12 protein-coding genes are annotated in these 18,171 nt (G+C 41.0%); 4 read left to right on the top strand and 8 right to left on the bottom strand.

Annotation, left to right across the window (positions count from 1 at the left end; translation table 11 throughout):
• Nucleotides 1-348 precede the first annotated feature (348 nt).
• Nucleotides 349-3,162, top strand: coding sequence for a preprotein translocase subunit SecA (gene secA / locus ACE1B6_RS09010; RefSeq protein WP_413256920.1), 2,814 nt, complete (start codon nucleotides 349-351; stop codon nucleotides 3,160-3,162).
• Nucleotides 3,163-3,274: 112 nt separating this feature from the next.
• Here secA and ACE1B6_RS09005 read toward each other — a convergent pair whose 3' ends face one another.
• Entirely contained in the window at nucleotides 3,275-6,214 is a 2,940-nt protein-coding gene (locus tag ACE1B6_RS09005) for a GAF domain-containing protein (RefSeq protein ID WP_413256919.1), read from the bottom strand.
• A 316-nt stretch (nucleotides 6,215-6,530) separates the two neighbouring features.
• Between ACE1B6_RS09005 and ACE1B6_RS09000 the strand changes: the two genes are divergently transcribed.
• On the top strand, nucleotides 6,531-7,742 hold the full coding sequence (locus ACE1B6_RS09000; RefSeq protein WP_413256918.1) for a quinone-dependent dihydroorotate dehydrogenase: 1,212 nt from the start codon (nucleotides 6,531-6,533) through the stop codon (nucleotides 7,740-7,742).
• A gap of 210 nt (nucleotides 7,743-7,952) precedes the next feature.
• On the opposite strand, the gene ACE1B6_RS08995 is transcribed toward ACE1B6_RS09000, so the two are convergent.
• From ACE1B6_RS08995 to tmk, 3 genes are all read right to left on the bottom strand, one after another.
• Complete coding sequence (locus ACE1B6_RS08995) at nucleotides 7,953-8,405, bottom strand: DUF29 domain-containing protein (RefSeq protein WP_413256917.1); 453 nt, start codon at nucleotides 8,403-8,405, stop codon at nucleotides 7,953-7,955.
• Between the two features lie 327 nt (nucleotides 8,406-8,732).
• Nucleotides 8,733-9,698 carry a DNA polymerase III subunit delta' gene (holB, locus tag ACE1B6_RS08990; protein WP_413256916.1) on the bottom strand — a complete coding sequence of 322 codons (966 nt, stop codon included), beginning with the start codon at nucleotides 9,696-9,698 and terminating at the stop codon, nucleotides 8,733-8,735.
• A gap of 140 nt (nucleotides 9,699-9,838) precedes the next feature.
• Entirely contained in the window at nucleotides 9,839-10,555 is a 717-nt protein-coding gene (tmk, locus tag ACE1B6_RS08985; protein ID WP_413257017.1) for a dTMP kinase, read from the bottom strand.
• A gap of 161 nt (nucleotides 10,556-10,716) precedes the next feature.
• On the opposite strand from tmk, the gene ACE1B6_RS08980 reads away from it, so the two are divergent.
• Complete coding sequence (locus ACE1B6_RS08980; protein ID WP_413256915.1) at nucleotides 10,717-11,064, top strand: hypothetical protein; 348 nt, start codon at nucleotides 10,717-10,719, stop codon at nucleotides 11,062-11,064.
• Nucleotides 11,065-11,118: 54 nt separating this feature from the next.
• Here the strand turns inward: ACE1B6_RS08980 and ACE1B6_RS08975 are convergent, their stop codons facing one another.
• From ACE1B6_RS08975 to ACE1B6_RS08960, 4 genes are all read right to left on the bottom strand, one after another.
• The gene (locus ACE1B6_RS08975) at nucleotides 11,119-11,535 is read right to left on the bottom strand and encodes an FHA domain-containing protein (protein WP_413256914.1); all 417 of its coding nucleotides are present in this window, start codon (nucleotides 11,533-11,535) and stop codon (nucleotides 11,119-11,121) included.
• 155 nt (nucleotides 11,536-11,690) lie between these two features.
• Nucleotides 11,691-14,102, bottom strand: a complete 2,412-nt coding sequence (locus ACE1B6_RS08970) for a heavy metal translocating P-type ATPase (RefSeq protein WP_413256913.1) — start codon at nucleotides 14,100-14,102, stop codon at nucleotides 11,691-11,693.
• A 132-nt stretch (nucleotides 14,103-14,234) separates the two neighbouring features.
• Nucleotides 14,235-15,761, bottom strand: coding sequence for a CPBP family glutamic-type intramembrane protease (locus ACE1B6_RS08965; protein WP_413256912.1), 1,527 nt, complete (start codon nucleotides 15,759-15,761; stop codon nucleotides 14,235-14,237).
• Nucleotides 15,762-15,946: 185 nt separating this feature from the next.
• Nucleotides 15,947-16,231, bottom strand: a complete 285-nt coding sequence (locus ACE1B6_RS08960) for a hypothetical protein (protein WP_413256911.1) — start codon at nucleotides 16,229-16,231, stop codon at nucleotides 15,947-15,949.
• A 297-nt stretch (nucleotides 16,232-16,528) separates the two neighbouring features.
• On the opposite strand from ACE1B6_RS08960, the gene ACE1B6_RS08955 reads away from it, so the two are divergent.
• Nucleotides 16,529-17,911: a histidine phosphatase family protein gene (locus ACE1B6_RS08955; protein ID WP_413257016.1), complete on the top strand. Its 1,383-nt coding sequence runs from the start codon at nucleotides 16,529-16,531 to the stop codon at nucleotides 17,909-17,911.
• Nucleotides 17,912-18,171: the final 260 nt, after the last annotated feature.

Genomic DNA, 18,171 nt, shown 5'->3' with positions numbered 1-18,171 from the left:
AATGATAATATTATGAAGATACATTAAATTTTTGCCAGTCAGAAGCGGCTGAGAGGAGAGCAATAAGTGCTTGCCAGTCAGCTGTTACTAGCCATTGAACGCTATACTGGCACTGTCCCGAAGTTTATCCAGCCAAAAGTTAAAAGGTCAAAGGCAAAAAGAATGGATTCTTGCGCTTACTCTTGCTTCATTAATGCCAAAATACTTTTTTCATTACCCCTAAATTTTAGTGAATATTTAAGCCACTTTAGAGATGAACATTTACCATATAAAAATAATTAGTAAAAGCTAACATTTTTTTATCTCCGAATCATTGCACGAAACAACTAACAACATTTATCTACTACCATGTTAAAAACCCTTCTAGGCGATCCCAATGCTCGTAAGCTAAAAAAGTACCAACCTTACATTACCGAAATAAACTTACTGGAAGAAGAAATCAAAGCCCTTTCAGATCAAGAATTAAGAGGCAAAACAACGGAATTTAGACAGAAACTTAAAGCTGCCAAAAATACGGCATCTGAAAAAGAACTACTAGATGAAATTCTCCCAGAAGCTTTTGCCGTAGTCCGAGAAGCAGGGCGGCGCGTGTTGGGAATGCGACATTTTGATGTTCAGTTACTCGGCGGAATTATCCTGCATACAGGACAAATTGCCGAAATGAAAACAGGTGAAGGAAAAACTTTAGTTGCGACATTACCTTCTTACCTGAATGCAATTTCTGGCAAAGGCGTTCATGTGATTACGGTTAACGATTATCTCGCCCGTCGGGACGCAGAATGGATGGGACAAATTCACCGTTTCTTAGGATTAACAGTAGGATTAATCCAACAAGGAATGACTCCTCCCGAACGGCAAAAAAATTACGCCTGTGACATTACTTACGGTACTAACAGCGAAATTGGTTTCGATTACCTGCGCGATAATATGTCTGTTGCGATGTCGGAAGTCGTGCAACGTCCTTTCAATTACTGCATTATTGACGAAGTTGACTCGATTTTAATTGATGAAGCTAGGACTCCTTTAATTATTTCCGGTCAAGTAGAACGTCCGAGTCAAAAATATATCCGTGCTTCTGAAGTATCATTTGGGTTAAATAAGGAAGACCATTACGAGGTAGATGAAAAAGCTCGTAACGTGATTTTATCTGATGAAGGTTTTGCGGAAGCTGAAAGATTATTAGGAGTCAAAGATCTTTACGATCCTAATGACCCTTGGGCACACTACATTTTTAATGCAATTAAAGCCAAAGAACTGTTTATTAAAGACGTAAATTACATTGTGCGGAATGACGAAGTAGTAATTGTCGATGAATTTACGGGACGGGTACTTCCGGGACGGCGCTGGAGTGATGGTTTACACCAAGCAATTGAAGCGAAGGAACGAGTAGAAATTCAACCAGAAACTCAAACTTTAGCGACTATTACTTATCAAAATTTGTTCCTGCTTTATCCGAAATTGGCGGGAATGACGGGAACGGCGAAGACTGAAGAAGCAGAATTTGAAAAGATTTATAAGCTGGAAGTTACGATTATTCCTACTAATCGTCCTACAGGTCGGCGTGACCTTTCTGATGTAGTTTACAAGAAAGAAAATGGTAAGTGGGTGGCGATCGCAGAAGAATGCGCCGAAATGCACGAACTGGGTCGTCCGGTGTTAGTCGGTACAACTAGTGTGGAAAAATCGGAAGTACTCAGTAACTTACTGCGTCAGAAAGAAGTTCCCCACAATTTGTTAAACGCCAAACCGGAAAATGTGGAACGGGAATCGGAAATTATCGCCCAAGCTGGACGTAGAGGTGCGGTGACGATCGCCACTAACATGGCAGGAAGAGGTACAGATATTATTTTGGGTGGTAACGCCGATTATATGGCGCGGTTGAAATTGCGGGAATATTTATTGCCCAGAATTGTTCGCCCGGAAGAAGATGATGATTTTTCACCTTTACAAGTACCAGGCGCAGAACATAAGCGCGGTGGTGGTGAAGGTTTTGTTCCGGGTAAGAAGGTGAAAACCTGGAAAGTTTCGCCACAAATTTTCCCCACAGAACTTAGCAAAGAAACAGAAAAAGCTTTGAAGGAAGCAGTGGATTTTGCGGCGAAGGAATATGGGGAACGCAGTATGCCAGAATTGGAAGCGGAAGATAAGGTGGCGATCGCTTCAGAAAAAGCACCAACTGACGATCCAGTAGTGCAAAAATTGCGCTACGTTTACAACCGGATTCGGGAAGAATACGAAGTATTGACCAAACGAGAACACGAAGAAGTTGTCCAATTGGGCGGTTTGCACGTCATTGGTACAGAACGTCACGAATCTCGAAGGATTGACAACCAGTTGCGGGGACGGGCGGGAAGACAAGGCGATCCGGGTTCGACTAAGTTCTTCCTTAGTTTAGAGGATAACTTGTTGCGGATTTTCGGGGGCGATCGCGTCGCCGGATTAATGACTGCTTTGCGAGTAGAAGAAGATATGCCCATTGAGTCGGGAATGTTAACCCGTTCCTTGGAAGGTGCCCAAAGAAAAGTCGAAACTTACTACTACGACATTCGGAAACAAGTATTCGAGTACGACGAAGTAATGAATAACCAACGTCGGGCAATTTATGCAGAAAGACGGAGGGTATTAGAAGGGCAAGATTTGAAGGAACAAGTGGTTAAATACGCCGAAAAAACGATGGAAGACATCGTAGATGCTTACGTTAATCCAGAGTTACCTTCGGAAGAATGGGATCTCAATAGTGTGGTTGGCAAAGTTAAGGAATTTGTCTACCTGCTTTCTGATTTACAACCCGAACAATTAGAAGATTTATCAGTTGGGGAAATCAAGTCTTTCCTCGCGGAACAAGTGCGAATTGCTTACGATATTAAAGAAGCACAAATCGACCAATTTAAACCGGGATTAATGCGAGAAGCAGAACGTTTCTTCATTCTGCAACGGATTGATACTCTGTGGCGGGAACACTTACAAGGAATGGACGCATTGCGGGAAAGTGTGGGACTCCGAGGTTACGGTCAAAAAGACCCGTTGATTGAGTACAAGAGTGAAGGTTACGAAATGTTCTTGGAAATGATGACCGCTATTCGTCGGGATGTGGTTTACTCCTTGTTCCAATTCCAACCGCAAGCGCAACCACAGGTTGAGACTGCTTCGGAAATGGTCTAGAAGAGGCAGGGGTGCAGGGGTGCAGGGGTGCAGGGGGGGAGTTCTTCCCCAGTCCCCAATCCCCAGTCCCCAGTCCCCAGTCCCCAGTCCCCAGTCCCCAGTCCCCAGTCCCCTAAGTTGAGACATCGATCGGCACTAACACCTGAGAAAGAATTCTGCCATCATCAAGAATATAGAGGTTGAGGAAACCGCCGATCGCACTAATAAGCAACTGGCAAATTCGTAAATGTAATCCTGGAGGTTGGCGCAAAGTATGAGGCGCTAAATCATCTTTTGGTTGCTTTTGTAAATCAGCAATTAATTGCGGATCGATGTTGCCAGTGTCAGTGATCGACAACTCCAAAAAATAATCAGAATGAAAACATTGGGGATAAGGTATTCCTGTATCTTGGGCATTGAGTTGACGATACCAAATATCGATTCTCCCCCCTTCTTCACCACGTTGACAGGCAGCTAATAATATTTCATAAACTACTAACTGTACCAAGGTAGAACCCCGCTTCAATAACAAAGCCGCAGAAGTCGCAGTTTTTCCTTGTTCATCAGAACGCCAGTCTCCAACATCATGTACTTTTGCCCACAAACGTCGATTTTTAATCAAATCATCTACTCGTTCCAAACTTCGCCGCAGTAAACTTGTGACTCGAATTGGATCTTCTGATTGCGATTGTAAAACTGATTCTGTACTCCACAATTCCCTGGCTAGCATTCGAGAAAGCGCCGCTACAGAATTACCTAAATGAGAACAAAGCTGTTGATACCGTACTTCTTGGGCTGCTTCTCTGGGGGCAAGAGAAACGAATACTTTTAATGTAGATGCTACAGTGCGGCAAAAGTCTTCTATTGCCCGATGTTTGTACCAGTTTAAGCATTGTAGTTCTTGGCGTTCTTGTTGCAAACTGCTGACGACGAAAGATTCTCGACGATACCAAGCAAATTGTGCGACAAGTAAACCAAAAGCTGGTAGGGCAGTTTCAGGCCAATGATGACCTAAGCTATTACAAAGTACTACTACACCCGTGGGGAAATGTTCCGGGGTAGTTCGCAATGTCATAACAATAATTTCTTCTATTCCTGAAGCTGTCAGCCATTGTCTTGTATTAGGTGTTAACTGTTGGACATTTTTATAAAGTAAACCATCGGTATTTAATGCTTCTTGAATTAGTTCGTCGGCGTAAATTGAAACTGGCTGTTCGGTGTTAATAGTAAATTCAGCACTAGGGGGTGTTGTGGCTGTAACTTTGGCAATTTCATCTCCAGGTAGCCAAGAAATGAAGGCGGCTACAGGCGCTTCTAGCAAGCTAGTACAAGCCTTTAATGCACTTTCTTCTACCTGTTGCAGGTTTTGGTAGTTTTGCTGCATCATGGTCAAACCCCACTGCAATGTTTGGTAGATTCTTTGTTCCCTAGCAGATTGTTTTTGAATTTGCCATTGTTGTAAAATGATGCCGATTTGTTGGCTGACTACACGAAAAACTTCTTTTTCTGAGGCAGAAAATGTTCTGGGGCTTTCGCAAGTAATCATTAACAAACCTTTGACTGATTTGCCGATGCTGGTGTTACAAATTAAAACACTTCGCACTCCGGCTTCTAAAAATCCTTCTCGCCAAGAAAGTAGTTTTAAGTCTGTTGTTAGGTCTTCGATTACTACTGATTCTGAAGCTCGTTCTAGTAATTTCCAATCTACTTCACTTAAATGAGGCAATATATAAGGATTTTCAAAGGGAAATGGATTGCTAACTCGATTTTCTTTGCCGTTTCGTTTTACTGGTTTACTGACAGAACCTAATGGTCGGCGATTTACGGGATGGTTTTGATAGGAAATTTCAAATTGTTTGTGGTCGCTGTCAAAAAGTAAGACTAAAAATCTTTCTATTTGAAAGCGTTCTTTTAGGCGATCGCTAGCCTCTTTTAAAGTATTATACCAATCTTCATCGCTATAAATTCCTTTGGCTATTTCAGCTAATAATAATTGGTTTTGCTTGGTTTGTTTGATGGTGGTTTCCATCTGTTCGATCGGAGAAATTAAAGCAATTATTCTAGCTGCACCGCGCAAGTAATTTTTTTCTTCTTCTTTCCAAATTCGCGGTTCGTTACCTTCTACTGAGAGAAATCCTAATAGTTCATCTTGTAAAAGAATTGGTGCTGCTAATAAAGACCTAGCTCCCATTCTCTGCAATAATCTACTAGTAACATCAGCTTTTAGGGAACTCAAACTTTCGCCAATGGCAACAATTTGATCGCCTAACATCGCACTATAAAAACTGCCTGATTCTTGGACAGTGATCCCGGAAGCTGATTGTTGACTGTCGCCAGCAATGCCTGTTAAACGATTACTCATATAACGCCAAAAATAGCGTTTTTCCGGTTCAAACCAGTAAATATTAGTGCGAGTTGGGTTGACAAATTGATGAGTTTCAGCAACGATCGCTTCTAGTCGCTGTAACATTGTCGGCAAAGCTGGTAATTTCTGCATGATTGCCAACAAAGGTTCATCAGGACGCTTCATTCGCTGATGATTCCAATTAATTTCAATCTGATTTAATGAAGCGGCTAAAGTTCCTAAAAGAACGGATAATTGGGCTTTTTCTTCAGCTTGGGGCGAAATTCCCCAGCCTAATAATCCTAACAATACTACGCCAAAACAGCGATCGCGATGGCGAATCGGAAAAATTAAGGTTCCCCGAATTTTAAAATTAAGTGCAGCTTTGCGCCATTCTCCGGCGCGATTTGCTTCTCCTAAATCAGGAACTCCGATCGGTCTTTGTTGAATAACTACTTGTTCTAACAAATCTCCTGGTTGGAGGAAAAACTTTTGCTTCAAAAAGCTCAGATCTCCATTTGGGGTAATTCCACCTTTACCCAAAATGCGATGTTCTATGTGATCGTATAAACCAAGCCAAATTAAATCGTATTGGAATTCTGTTTGCAGATAATTTAGGGTTGTTTCAATTAGTACATCTACGTTTTCTTCTTCCCGAAGGATTTGAAGAACCCGACCCAAATTAACAATTTTTTTGTCTTCAGAATACCGCTTTTGTTGTTGGGCCATTTACTGTCACTCCCGTTGGGTAAAGGGTAGTTGGTAATGGGTTGGTAATTAGGTAATTAGTTAAGGAGGTAGTGGACAGCGATTATCAGGAGATTCCTATCTTGCACCAGTTAATTAACTATAAGATGCTATCAGGTAAAAAGTTAAAGAATCGGAGTAAAAAAGAAAAATCTTCACTTTCCCTTTAATTTTTTTCCTTTCTTTAAATTAACTAAGGTTTTCCCACCTGGGATAAGAACTGAGTACTACCCAGTTCCCAAACTAACAGGTAAAATCAACTTACCATCTACCACTTACTATTTACTACTTAATAGCTTTGGACATATATCAAGCCGTTTTACGCCCCATTGTGTTTTCTGGATTAAAAAGCGATCCAGAGTTTTTGCATCAGCAATTTATGCAGATTTTGACTTGGTTGGATTGTAATGCCGATCGCCCCCTAAACAGTTGGATACCAAACCAACTAGAAAAAAACTTGTCGATCGCAGATGCACGCCTAGAACAAACACTTTGGGATCACCCAAATCAAACCGGGGTAGGATCAGAAGATTCGACTCCAACTTCTCAGTCTTCAATTATTATTCCCCAATCGGTGGTGTTTAAGAACCCGATGGGATTAGCAGCTGGATTTGACAAGAACGGTACGGCATCGGGTATGTGGTCAAATTTTGGCTTTGGCTACGCTGAACTTGGTACTGTTACCCTGAAGCCACAACCGGGAAACCCGACTCCGCGTTTGTTCCGGCTGCTGGCAGATCGAGCCGCACTCAACCGTATGGGATTTAATAACGATGGTGCAGCAACAATGGCAAGCGCACTCACCGCAGCTTTACAAAGACGACCGCGTTCGATGCCCGTAGGAATTAATCTCGGTAAGTCTAAGGTAACACCACTAGAGGAAGCAGCCGCAGATTACCTGGGTAGTTTTCGCCTGTTAAAAGATTTGGGCGATTATTTTGTGGTTAATGTCTCCTCACCTAATACACCAGGTTTAAGAACTCTCCAAGATGCGCCGATGCTAAGTGCCATCTTGTCTGCTTTACAACAAGAAAACCAGAAAGCTAATAAGCCAATTCTAGTCAAAATTGCACCCGATTTGGAATGGGATGCAATTTTGGATGTTTTAGATGTGACTCTGCATTACAATTTAGCAGGAATTATTGCTACTAATACCACTATTAGCCGTGAAGGTTTAAAGACGGAAATCCTGAGAGAAACCGGAAATTTGGTTAAGGATGAGGCTGGAGGAATTAGTGGGTTGCCGCTGAAAGAGCGATCGACTGAAGTCATCCGTTTTATTAGAAAGGAAACAAAAGGAAAACTGCCAATTATGGGCGTGGGCGGAATTTTTACCTCTGATGATGCTTGGGAAAAAATTACGGCTGGCGCTTGTTTATTACAAACTTATACTGGTTGGATTTATCAGGGTCCTTTTATGGTAAAACGCATTTTGCAAGGCTTGTTGGCAAAGTTGGAAGAAACAGGTTTATCTAATATTTCGGAAGCGGTAGGAATAGATGTGGATTAAACTTCCATAATCTCTCATTCTGTAAAATCAATATAGCGTTTCTCGTTTGGATGCGGTACATTTGGGGGCGGGTTTTGATTGGTATATCTTTCACACAGCAAGGATTTCAGCTAAACCCGCCCCTACAATACGCATACCTCACCGTCATGAGAACTGCTATATAAAGCTTATTTAATTAGCCCCAACCTTCAGTCTGTGGGCTTTTTCCTGTTAGTATTCAAATATTGATTCCTCGCCTGGAAAAAACTCTAAATTTAAAACCTGTTCTAAACTGTAAGGACATTGAACCGGAAAATCTTTGTACTTAAAAGAAGTTTCCCGCACCGCTAAATCTACTCCATCTTGATAAGCTTTTTCCAAAACTTCGGGTAAATAAGATTTTAAACTAGGACTTGAATCCAGCAAATCTCGAATTCGACGGCGCTGTTCTCGCAGGGTAGAAAACCAACTTTTAGAACGCAAATAAGGCTGAAATTCCCATTTAAGTAAATGCCCTAATAAAACTCCCAAACGGTTCCTTAACTCCTGTCGTTCTTGCTTACCCAAAGATTCTATCTCCTCAACCAAATTTGCAATATCTAAACAGTCCCAAGCACTATTGCGGAGAAATTTTGCTTGTTCTTGTGTCCAGGCATAAAAATCTACTTCATATAGTTCAGCCATAGAGCTTTATCTCATCCACTAATTTGCTAATTATATTTGAAAAACCCAGTTTCTTCAAGAAACCGGGTTTTTGTATAGCTAACTAACTTTAATAAGCACAAAAGTACAAACTTCCGCCTTCATACTCTTTCATCTTTTTCCCATCAGAAGCAAGAATTGTAAAACTATTTCCCTCATAACCTGGAACCCAAAAAACAGTTGTCGGAGTAACACCTGGTCTTAACGGAAAACCAATATCTGAAATTTAAAACATACGACTCCACTTGTAAAATTTGTTACCGGGCAAAAATTTGAAAATCTAACGCTATTACCTAAAAAACTGTTTGACTAAGAGAACAATGTTCTTATTTCCATAAAAGTCACTTCCCAAACTAATCGGGGTTGAGCATACTTTTGTAACATTTTTTTCGCTTTCTCTAACTTTTCGATCGTGGCTCGATCGCTAAATCTCTGCCAATAATACTGTTGTAAATAATCAGCCAACCAAAGTTGTGCTTCTGTATCTAAACCTTTATCGATTTCTCTTGCCAAATCTAAAGCTTGGCGCAAAGTTTGCGGTGCTTTTTTGATTGTATTTAACAATTCTTCGGGAATCGCTTGTAATTGTTGCCACGCAAAAATTGCTTCTCCCGGACTTCCCCCAGCTAAGGCTAAAACTTCGGAATGTTGTAAAATTTCCTGGTTTCCAGTTGCAATTAATACCTGTTCCATCGCTGCGGAATTTAAGCGGTAAAAAGGGATTCTTTGACAGCGAGAAATTAATGTGGGTAACAAAGATTCCACTGCTGGAGCAATTAAAATTATCGTAGCTTTTCCCGGTTCTTCTAAAGTTTTTAATAAGCCATTAGCGGCTGATTCTGCCATACTTTCGGCTTGTTCTATAACTACAAAACTCCGCGATGATTCTAAAGGTGGGCGACCTAAAAATTGCGAAACTTCCCGGATTTGTTCTAAGCGGATTTGTGGTGATGCTTTACGTTTTACGCCTTTTTCTGCTGCTTCGGCTGCGGAAATTCTCACCCCATTATGTAAATATGTTGGTTCTACCCAAAGTAAATCTGGGTGATTTCTTAGTTTAATTCGTTTTTTAATAGTTGCGCTTTTTTCGGCTCTTTTTTCAGAATTTAGGGAAGTGGCAAAGATTAATTCAATAAAACAACTGGCTGTTAAGCTGCGTCCAATTCCATCAGAACCAGCAAATAAATATGCGGGTGCAATGCGGTTTTTCGCTACTGCTTGCTGAAGTAATTCAACCGCTTTTTCTTGCCCAATTACTTGCTGAAAAAATTCCATTTATAGCGTTTCTCGTTTGGATGCGGTACATTTGGGGGCGGGTTTTGATTGGTATATCTTTCACACAGCAAGGATTTCAGCTAAACCCGCCCCTACAATATGTATACCTTACCGTTATGAGAACTGCTATATAAATTACTTTAAATTTTATGGTTGTACCATTGAGTTAAGTTTTTGTTTAAAATGCTTTGGATTTGTTGTGCTACTAACTCTTGATTTTGGTTGGCATCTATTCTGATGATTTGCTGGGGATGAGCTTTCGCTAAGTCGGTAAAACCTTGTTGTACTCGGCGGTGAAAAGCTAAATCTGCTTGTTCCATTTGGGTGATTTCTCCTTGCTGGCGCTTTCTTGCTAAACCTATTTCGACATCAAGATCTAGCCAAAAGGTTAAATCGCTTTTTAAGCCGTTGGTGGCTATTTGGTTAAGTTGAGAAATTAGGGATAGGCTAATTCCTCGACCGTAACCTTGATAGGCGATCGTTGAATCGGTAAAGCGATCGCATAAAATTACCACGCCTCTTTCCAAATTCGGCTTTAACAACTCCTCAACGTGCTGAGCTCTATCCGCAGCATACAACAACAATTCGGCGCTTTCTTGAATCTTTGTCTCTTTTCCAGGTTCTAGCAATAACCGACGCAACTCTAAACCTAAATCTGTTCCTCCTGGTTCCCGCGTCACCACTACGGGTTCAGCTTGAATCCGATCTCTAATCAATTCCCACCAACCACTTTCTGTTAGCCAATTACGTAAATACCGCAACTGGGTACTTTTACCACAACCCTCAACTCCCTCAAAGACAATCAATTTACCGAACTGCTGCGAGCTACTCCGTAAAAATTCGGAACTTTTTGCCATCTCCTGCTGATTTCCTTGACCCATTTTACTGAAAGTGAACATAATTTAAAGACAGTCCTACCAGAAAAACAATCTGGGCAAAAAATAGGCAAAACATATCTTTAGTCTCCGCAAAGGTTAGGTATTATAAGAGGGTCTGAAAACAAAAGCCGGAGGAATTGATGGCTCGTTACACTAGCTCCTACACTGTTGGCCTTCCCTTCCCACGCATTGGTAAATTAGTGGTAGAAGTTTTGGAATCCTGTCCATTAGAAATAACTTATGACACAGGAGAGTACATTATGGCACGGGAAATTCCTGGGAAGGTTTCCTATTCCAAACTTGTCAGCGTTGAAATCCTGATCGATCGCACTACTTCTACTGAGAAGGAAACTAAAATGACTCTCGTGGTCAAAAATGAAGAGTTGCCCTTACAAGTTGAAAACCACTGCTATCAAATGTTTCAATTAGTTAGTCAAGCGATCGTGGACTATCGCAGTTGGCAAATAATTGAACAAGTAGCGGGATAGCTACCTAAAGTTTAGGAGACTTTATATAAGTAGAGCCGATGGATTGCATGGAAATCAATCGTCAAAACTAGCCGGATTAATCAAGGTAATGTCATAAGGGTCTTCAAGCGGTCCTGTGGGTACAGTAGTATCGGGCTTCAACTGATAATAAGTCGCTTTTACACCTGGACCGAAGACCACCTCATCTTTATCTTTAAGATCGTGAGCCGCCATTTTTCGGCCATTAATAATTAATCCATTAGAACTAGTTTTACCCTTCGCATCTCCATCAACAATGCGGTAGCAATAACTGCCATCTGTTTTGGGTAACTGAAGTAAAGTAGCATGACGACGAGAAACAAACTGAGAGTATAAACGAATATTACACTCTGGATCTCGACCGATCGAATAAACAGGTTTAGTAAGTACAAATTCCTTACGTCCCTTATCATCCTCAACCATTAAAACGTATTTACCTTGTGATATTGCCATTGAAAACCTATCCTGCAACAAGTTAATAAGACTATAATCTACCTTAGTGTCAAAACTAGTTAACTAATTAAGTGAAAAACCAAAGTAAAAAGAGCAACAACACTAACTTTTCTGAGAGTTTGACCCTTTTTACTTTGAGGCTTTCTGGTTACTAGTTAATCGCTGAACTTTTGTTGACTCCAAGGTAAGCGGCGTAACAACAATGAATTAGTCACTACACTAACAGAACTAAAAGCCATCATTGCACCAGCAGCAGACGGACTGAGAACCACACCAAAGCTAGGTAACAAGATACCTGCGGCTACGGGAATTCCCAAAACGTTGTAAGCAAGTGCCCAAAATAAATTTTGGCGGATTTTGTTAAAAGTGGCACGGGAAAGTTTAATCGAAGCCACTATATCCATGACAGCATCTCGCATTAAGATAATTTGAGCACTTTCGATCGCCACATCTGTTCCCGCGTGCATAGCAATACCCACATCTGCTTGAGCTAAAGCTGGTGCATCATTAATTCCATCACCGATCATAGCGACTCGATGACCTTGACTTTGGAGATCGGTCACGGTTTGCGCTTTGCCATCGGGTTGCACTTGAGCCAAAATATCCGCTGTGTCAATTCCCAATTTTTCGGCAACTACTACCGCGGCTTTTTGCCGATCTCCAGTCAGCATCATAACTCGCAATCCTAACTGTTTCAAAGCCTCTACTGCGGTAGCAGCATCAGATCTCACCGAGTCAGTAAAAGCAATTAACCCGAACAAACAATTGCCAGCTGCAACATAAACTGTGGTTTTTCCGGCATTTGCCAAAATGCTGGCTTTCTCCGCGAGGCTGGGATCGATTGCTACACCGTGCTGTTTCAGCCAAGTTTCCGTTCCCACTAATATCAACTGTTGTTCGACTTTTGCGGATACACCTTGTCCAGGTTCAGTATAAAAGTCTTCGGCAGCGGGGATCGATAACTCAGCTTGAGTTGCAGCTTGGTTAATTGCAGCACCTAAAGGATGGCGACTTCCGCTTTCGGCAGCTGCGGCGAGTTGCAGCAGGGAAAAGTTAGCTAAAGGCGAGTTGCTTGATTCTAAATTTTGACTGGGGATACAGTCAGTGACGGTAGGATAACCACTGGTGAGAGTACCTGTTTTGTCGAAAACTACTGTATCTAATGCAGATACTCTTTCTAAAACATCTCCACCTTTAATTAGTAATCCCAATTCTGCGCCGATGCCAGTTCCCACTAAAATTGCGGTTGGGGTGGCGAGTCCCAAGGAACAGGGACAAGCGACTACCAAAACTGCGATCGCTAATTTTAAACTCAACAGTAATGGTGATAAACGATCGGTTAGATGATGAGTGCCATGACTGACGACTCCATTAACTAAAACATCAGGCCAAATTCGAGTTCCGGCAAAGTACCAAAATAAAAAGGTTAGAGTAGCTATGGTTATTACACCGTAGGTAAAGTAACCTGCTACGGTATCAGCTAATCTTTGTACTGGTGCTTTGCGAATTTGGGCAGTTTCAACTAAATTGACTATTTGCGCTAAAGTGGTATCCTTACCTGTACGGGTGGCTTGAATTGCGATCGCCCCACTTTGATTCAAAGTTCCCGCAGCGACAGCATCTCCTTTTTTCTTAATTACAGGAATAGCTTCTCCGGTAAGCATTGACTCGTTTACCGTCGTTTGTCCTTGCACTACTTCGCCATCAACAGGAATCTTTTCTCCCGGTAATACCTGTAAAAATTCTCCCACACGCACCTGATCGGCGGGAATTTCTACGCTATTCTGTCCGAATGCTGCCACACTAGGATCGGCAATTAAACGCGCCATCCGCGGTTGTAGGGAAAGCAAAGCTTCAAAAGCAGAGGCAGCTTTGACTCTAGCTTGTTGTTCTAGGGTTCTCCCTAACAAGATAAAGCCTAACAGCATTACTGGTTCATCAAAAAAGCATTCCCAACCTAATTGAGGAAATAGTAGCGCGATCGTACTCGCAGCATAAGCCGTAAATGCCCCCAAACCTACTAAAGTATTCATGTTGGGGGAATTATGTCTTAGTCCGCGAAACCCATCTACTAAAATAGAACGACCTGGCCCTAATAAGGTAGCGGTTGCTAGTCCCCAGTGAAACCAAAATGAAGTAAGAATTGATGAATCTTCCCCTGGTACTAGGGGATGTTGCGTAAAATGACCAATTCCTGACAGAATAATCAGAATTCCTGCTACTACCAATCGTCTAATTGAAGATTTTATTTCCTGACGGTGGCGTTCAGCAGGACTGACATAATCGCTACTGGTTAGCTGATTTTGGGAAGTTCTTGGTTGACTGGGGAAACCTGCATCTGTCAACTTAGCGGCTAAAATAGCAGGTTCGACTTTACCAGATTTTACTTCACAAACTGCCACTTCAGTAATCAGGTTAACGCAGGCAGAAATTACGTCTGGATGTTGGGTTAGCTGATTTTCCACCGCTTTAACGCATCCAGCACATTTCATCCCGGTAACATCCAGGGTAATTGTTTCTGATTCTGAGTGAGAGTTGGCGATCGTTGATTCGCTCTTCACTTGCATAGACTTTATAATTTACCGTGACACCTACGCGCTTCCATAGTTTATCTATTTTGAGGTTAGGCGAAAGGTAGACAAATTGGCTGTAGATCAACAAATTTTTTAATCTACTCAGCTGTCGATCGGTTCGCTTTTTTACACACCACTACCTAAAATAAATAAACTAATTAGCGTGCCGCTATTCCAAAGACTGTGGAGGAAAATTGGTGCTAAGAGATTGCGCGATCGAGTATATACTACACCTAAGATCGTGCCCAAAGTTGTTAATGGCAGAACTTCCGAAAGGCTGAGATGTGCGATCGCAAACAACAAACTACTAACCACAATTGCGCCCCAAACTGGTAAATAACGAGTTAAAGAAGGCAACAAAAATCCGCGAAATAAAACCTCTTCAAATATGGGCGCTGCGATCGCAGCCGTCACAAAAAATATTGCCAAAGCCACCAAATCTTTACCTTCCAAAGCTAAAGATAATAGTGGATTACTGCCACCTTGTCCCTGCCAAATTCTTTGGTTAATCAAAGAAATCAAAATCACCAACGGCAAAGCCGATAAATAGCCACAGAATCCCCAAACTAACCACTTATCTAAGATTTTAAACCGAAACCACCCTTCTGGTAAAGGTAAAAAAGGTTTGATCGACAGATATAAAACCAAGAAAGCAGCAGCAGCTACCAAGAGATAATTAACAAAAACTAACAGAGCCTTAGACCGAACATCAAAATTTGTCGCGTCAATATTGAATAGCTTCAATGTTATCGGTAACACCAAAACCGACACCAAAATCTGCATCAAAAAAAAGCCAGCAACAAACACCTGTAAAATAGTTTCCCCATCCCAAGGAGTTGTCCAACTTAAATCCTCATTGCGTGCTAGTAGAGAATCTTTACCTTTAATTGCTCTTTGAATTAATAGAAAAAGTATCAACCCTACTCCAATCAAAAATCCAATTGTCGGTACAGCGCCCACAATTGCCAATTTAAAAACCGCCTGTTCTGCAATTTCTTGTTCAGCCGCTTTTAGTTCCGCCAAAGCAGCTTCTCTTTGTTGCAAATTGTACAGTTTAGCTAAAGCTTGATAACGAAACCAACCATCTAAAGAGTTTTTGATTGTCGAATCAGAATTTGGTAAAATTTGCGCTTGTTGACTCCACAAACCAATCAAAACTTCAGCAGTTTTCAAAGATGGAGAATCAGAATCTTTGGCTTCCAATCTTTGAATTATTGATTGCCAAGTTTGCATAGCTGCTTCGGGTTTTCCTTGGATAGCCTGCAAAATTCCCAAACGTAAATCTACCTTAGTAATGAAATCTTGCAACTGATTAATAGTTGCTTTCTGTTGTTCAGTTTGAGTTAGTAAAACTTCCGCTTGTGTCTTAGCTTTAGCTAAATTAGTTTCCGCTTGTTCTCGTGCTTCTTGATACTGCTTTTGAGCATTTTTTAAAGGTTCTGTACCAATTAAAGCATTTCTTGCAGATTTCGTATTTGCTTCCTCTCCTGATTCACCTTGCCACTCGGTTGCGTGCAGCAGTAAATTAGTTTGGTATAATTCTAAGCGGCTTTGAATTTGCGGCTGTTGCCAACTACCCAGCAAAGATGGGCCAATGAAAAATACAACTAAAAAAACCGTTAGAAAACCTAAAATTATCCTTTTGAGCGTCATTTAATTCTCCGCAATTTACCCTTACCATTAAAGCTTATTTGGGATCTAATGAGTGTAGCTGTTGATGTCTCAATAAAAAAATGTTACTAATTCAGTTTAAACTTAGTAAATGGGAGTAACCAATATGCCTGTATTCTTAATTTCACCTATCTGTTTGATTATTTCATCTAAATCATTTCCAGATGCTAAGAGTTTACCATGAGTTTACCATTTTTCAGTGCTACCCAACGTCCGCGATACTCATGAATATTTTGCTTAATCCATTCGTGATCTGCTTGAATTTCAGGATGTCCTCCGCGATCGACAGTAGTTATCTTAGCAGGCGCTAAAATATAAGCATACTTTTGTAATTCTGAATGTTCAGGATAATGCTTCAGACCTTCATTTGCTATTTGCCATGCAGCTTTCCAATCATCGCGGTCTAATTCTCGATCGGCTGCACTAATATATTCTTCAGGTGTGTTGTACATGATGTTAATTTATTCACGATCGTCCGATTTTACAGTTACAGTTAATTTTAAACCAACGTAGATTTGGAAAACAACAATACATTAGCCACCAACTTTCCTTGACAATAGTTTCTTGATTTGATTGCATTCTGAGTCCTCAAGCTGAAATGGCGCAATTAGGTTAAGAAACCGAGTTTATGGTTGAGTCTGCGATCGCATAAACAAAAGCATCGAAATGTTCAACCATAAGGTAAAATCATCTTGGCACAATTATGCTCTGCCGCTACCTCACCGAAAACCTTTGTGGAGGATAAACCCCTGTCAACTCGTGTTATCCTTGTCCGTCACGGGCAAAGCAGCTACAACAAAGAAAAAAGAATCCAAGGTCGCTTAGATGCGTCTATCTTAACGGAAGAAGGTCGTGCTACTGCCGTTCAAGTTGCTAGCGCCCTCAAAGGACTAAAATTTGCTGCAATTTATAGTAGTCCTTTACAACGTGCTAAAGAAACAGCATTAACTATTTTTTCCTGTTTAGAAACATCAGATCAAAATTCAGTAGAAGTGAAAGATAATCTGATGGAAATTCACTTACCTCTTTGGCAAGGAATGTTAAAGGAAGAGGTAAAAGAAAAGTTTCTCGAAGATTACAAATGTTGGAAGCATCGCCCTCATGAATTGAAAATGCTAGTCCCAACAGAAACAGGGGAAAATGAAGAGTATTTTCCGGTACTAGCTTTATTTGAACAAGCGAAGTTATTCTGGGAAGAAATATTACCGCGCCATCAAGGGCAAACAATTATGATTGTGGCGCATAACGGAATTAATCGCTCTTTAATTTGTACAGCATTAGGTATTCCTCCGGCTTCCTATCACACAATTCAACAGTCGAATTGTGGCGTTAGCGTGTTGAATTTCCCGGATAATTTCTCCTTTGACGGAACAGGGGAAAATCGCAAAGGAGTGCAACAGGTACAACTAGAATCAATGAATGTGATTAGTCATTTAGGAGGAAGTTTACCTCAGCCCCGCCCGAATCACAAAGGCCCTAGATTATTATTAGTCAGACATGGGGAAACAGAGTGGAATCGTCAGAAAAGATTCCAAGGGCAAATTGATGTTCCTTTGAACGATAATGGCAGAGAACAATCAAAAGCAGCAGCAGAATTTCTGAAAAATATCGAAATTGATTTGGCTATTACTAGCCCAATGTTGCGCCCGAAAGAAACTGCCGAAATTATCTTAAAATATCATCCAGAAGTACAATTAGAATTGCTTCCTGAATTACAAGAAATTAGTCATGGACTTTGGGAAGGAAAGTACGAAGCAGAGATTGAAGCAGGTTATCCGGGTTTATTGAAAAAATGGCAAAATGCGCCGGAAACTGTGCAAATGCCAGAAGGGGAAAACTTACAACAAGTTTGGTCAAGAGCGATCGCAGCTTGGCAATCAATTATAGTTAAATACAGCCAACAACCAAAAACAATTTTAGTTGTGGCCCATGATGCGATTAATAAAGCCATTCTCGCCCATTTATTCAACTTAGGCCCCGAACATTTCTGGAACTTTAAACAAGGCAATGGTGCAGTCAGCGTCATCGATTATCCTGATGGTACAGAAGCATTACCAGTCTTGCAATCAATGAATATTACCTCACACTTAGGCGGAGGAGTTTTAGATAAAACCGCAGCTGGCGCATTGTAAAAAAGGCAGAAGTAAAAAAAGGGAAAAAGGTTAAAGGCTATCAGTCATTTATCATTAGACCTCTTGCAAAAATAGACAATCTCTAAATTCATCCCTGTTCATCTGTGTTTATCTGTGGATAAGCTGTTACGCATTTAAAAGTCATATTGTAGGGTGCGTCAGATTTAGATATTTTCTTTTCTACATAGGCTTTACCGTCTGACGCACCCTACTCGTTAATAAGTGATTTAAATGCGTAACAGCTTATCTGTGGTAAAAAA

It is taken from the genome of Floridaenema fluviatile BLCC-F154, assembly GCF_041929135.1.
GTDB classification, from domain to species: domain Bacteria; phylum Cyanobacteriota; class Cyanobacteriia; order Cyanobacteriales; family Aerosakkonemataceae; genus Floridanema; species Floridanema fluviatile.
This window is presented reverse-complemented; position numbering and strand designations above follow the sequence as displayed.

Bases quoted from the DNA above. Each gene is read 5' to 3' on its own strand.
- secA (WP_413256920.1), top strand. From the start codon at position 349: ATGTTAAAAACCCTTCTAGGCGATCCCAATGCTCGTAAGCTAAAAAAG.
- ACE1B6_RS09005 (WP_413256919.1), bottom strand. From the start codon at position 6,214: ATGGCCCAACAACAAAAGCGGTATTCTGAAGACAAAAAAATTGTTAAT.
- ACE1B6_RS08995 (WP_413256917.1), bottom strand. From the start codon at position 8,405: ATGGCTGAACTATATGAAGTAGATTTTTATGCCTGGACACAAGAACAA.
- holB (WP_413256916.1), bottom strand. From the start codon at position 9,698: ATGGAATTTTTTCAGCAAGTAATTGGGCAAGAAAAAGCGGTTGAATTA.
- tmk (WP_413257017.1), bottom strand. From the start codon at position 10,555: ATGGCAAAAAGTTCCGAATTTTTACGGAGTAGCTCGCAGCAGTTCGGT.
- ACE1B6_RS08980 (WP_413256915.1), top strand. From the start codon at position 10,717: ATGGCTCGTTACACTAGCTCCTACACTGTTGGCCTTCCCTTCCCACGC.
- ACE1B6_RS08975 (WP_413256914.1), bottom strand. From the start codon at position 11,535: ATGGCAATATCACAAGGTAAATACGTTTTAATGGTTGAGGATGATAAG.
- ACE1B6_RS08970 (WP_413256913.1), bottom strand. From the start codon at position 14,102: ATGCAAGTGAAGAGCGAATCAACGATCGCCAACTCTCACTCAGAATCA.
- ACE1B6_RS08965 (WP_413256912.1), bottom strand. From the start codon at position 15,761: ATGACGCTCAAAAGGATAATTTTAGGTTTTCTAACGGTTTTTTTAGTT.
- ACE1B6_RS08960 (WP_413256911.1), bottom strand. From the start codon at position 16,231: ATGTACAACACACCTGAAGAATATATTAGTGCAGCCGATCGAGAATTA.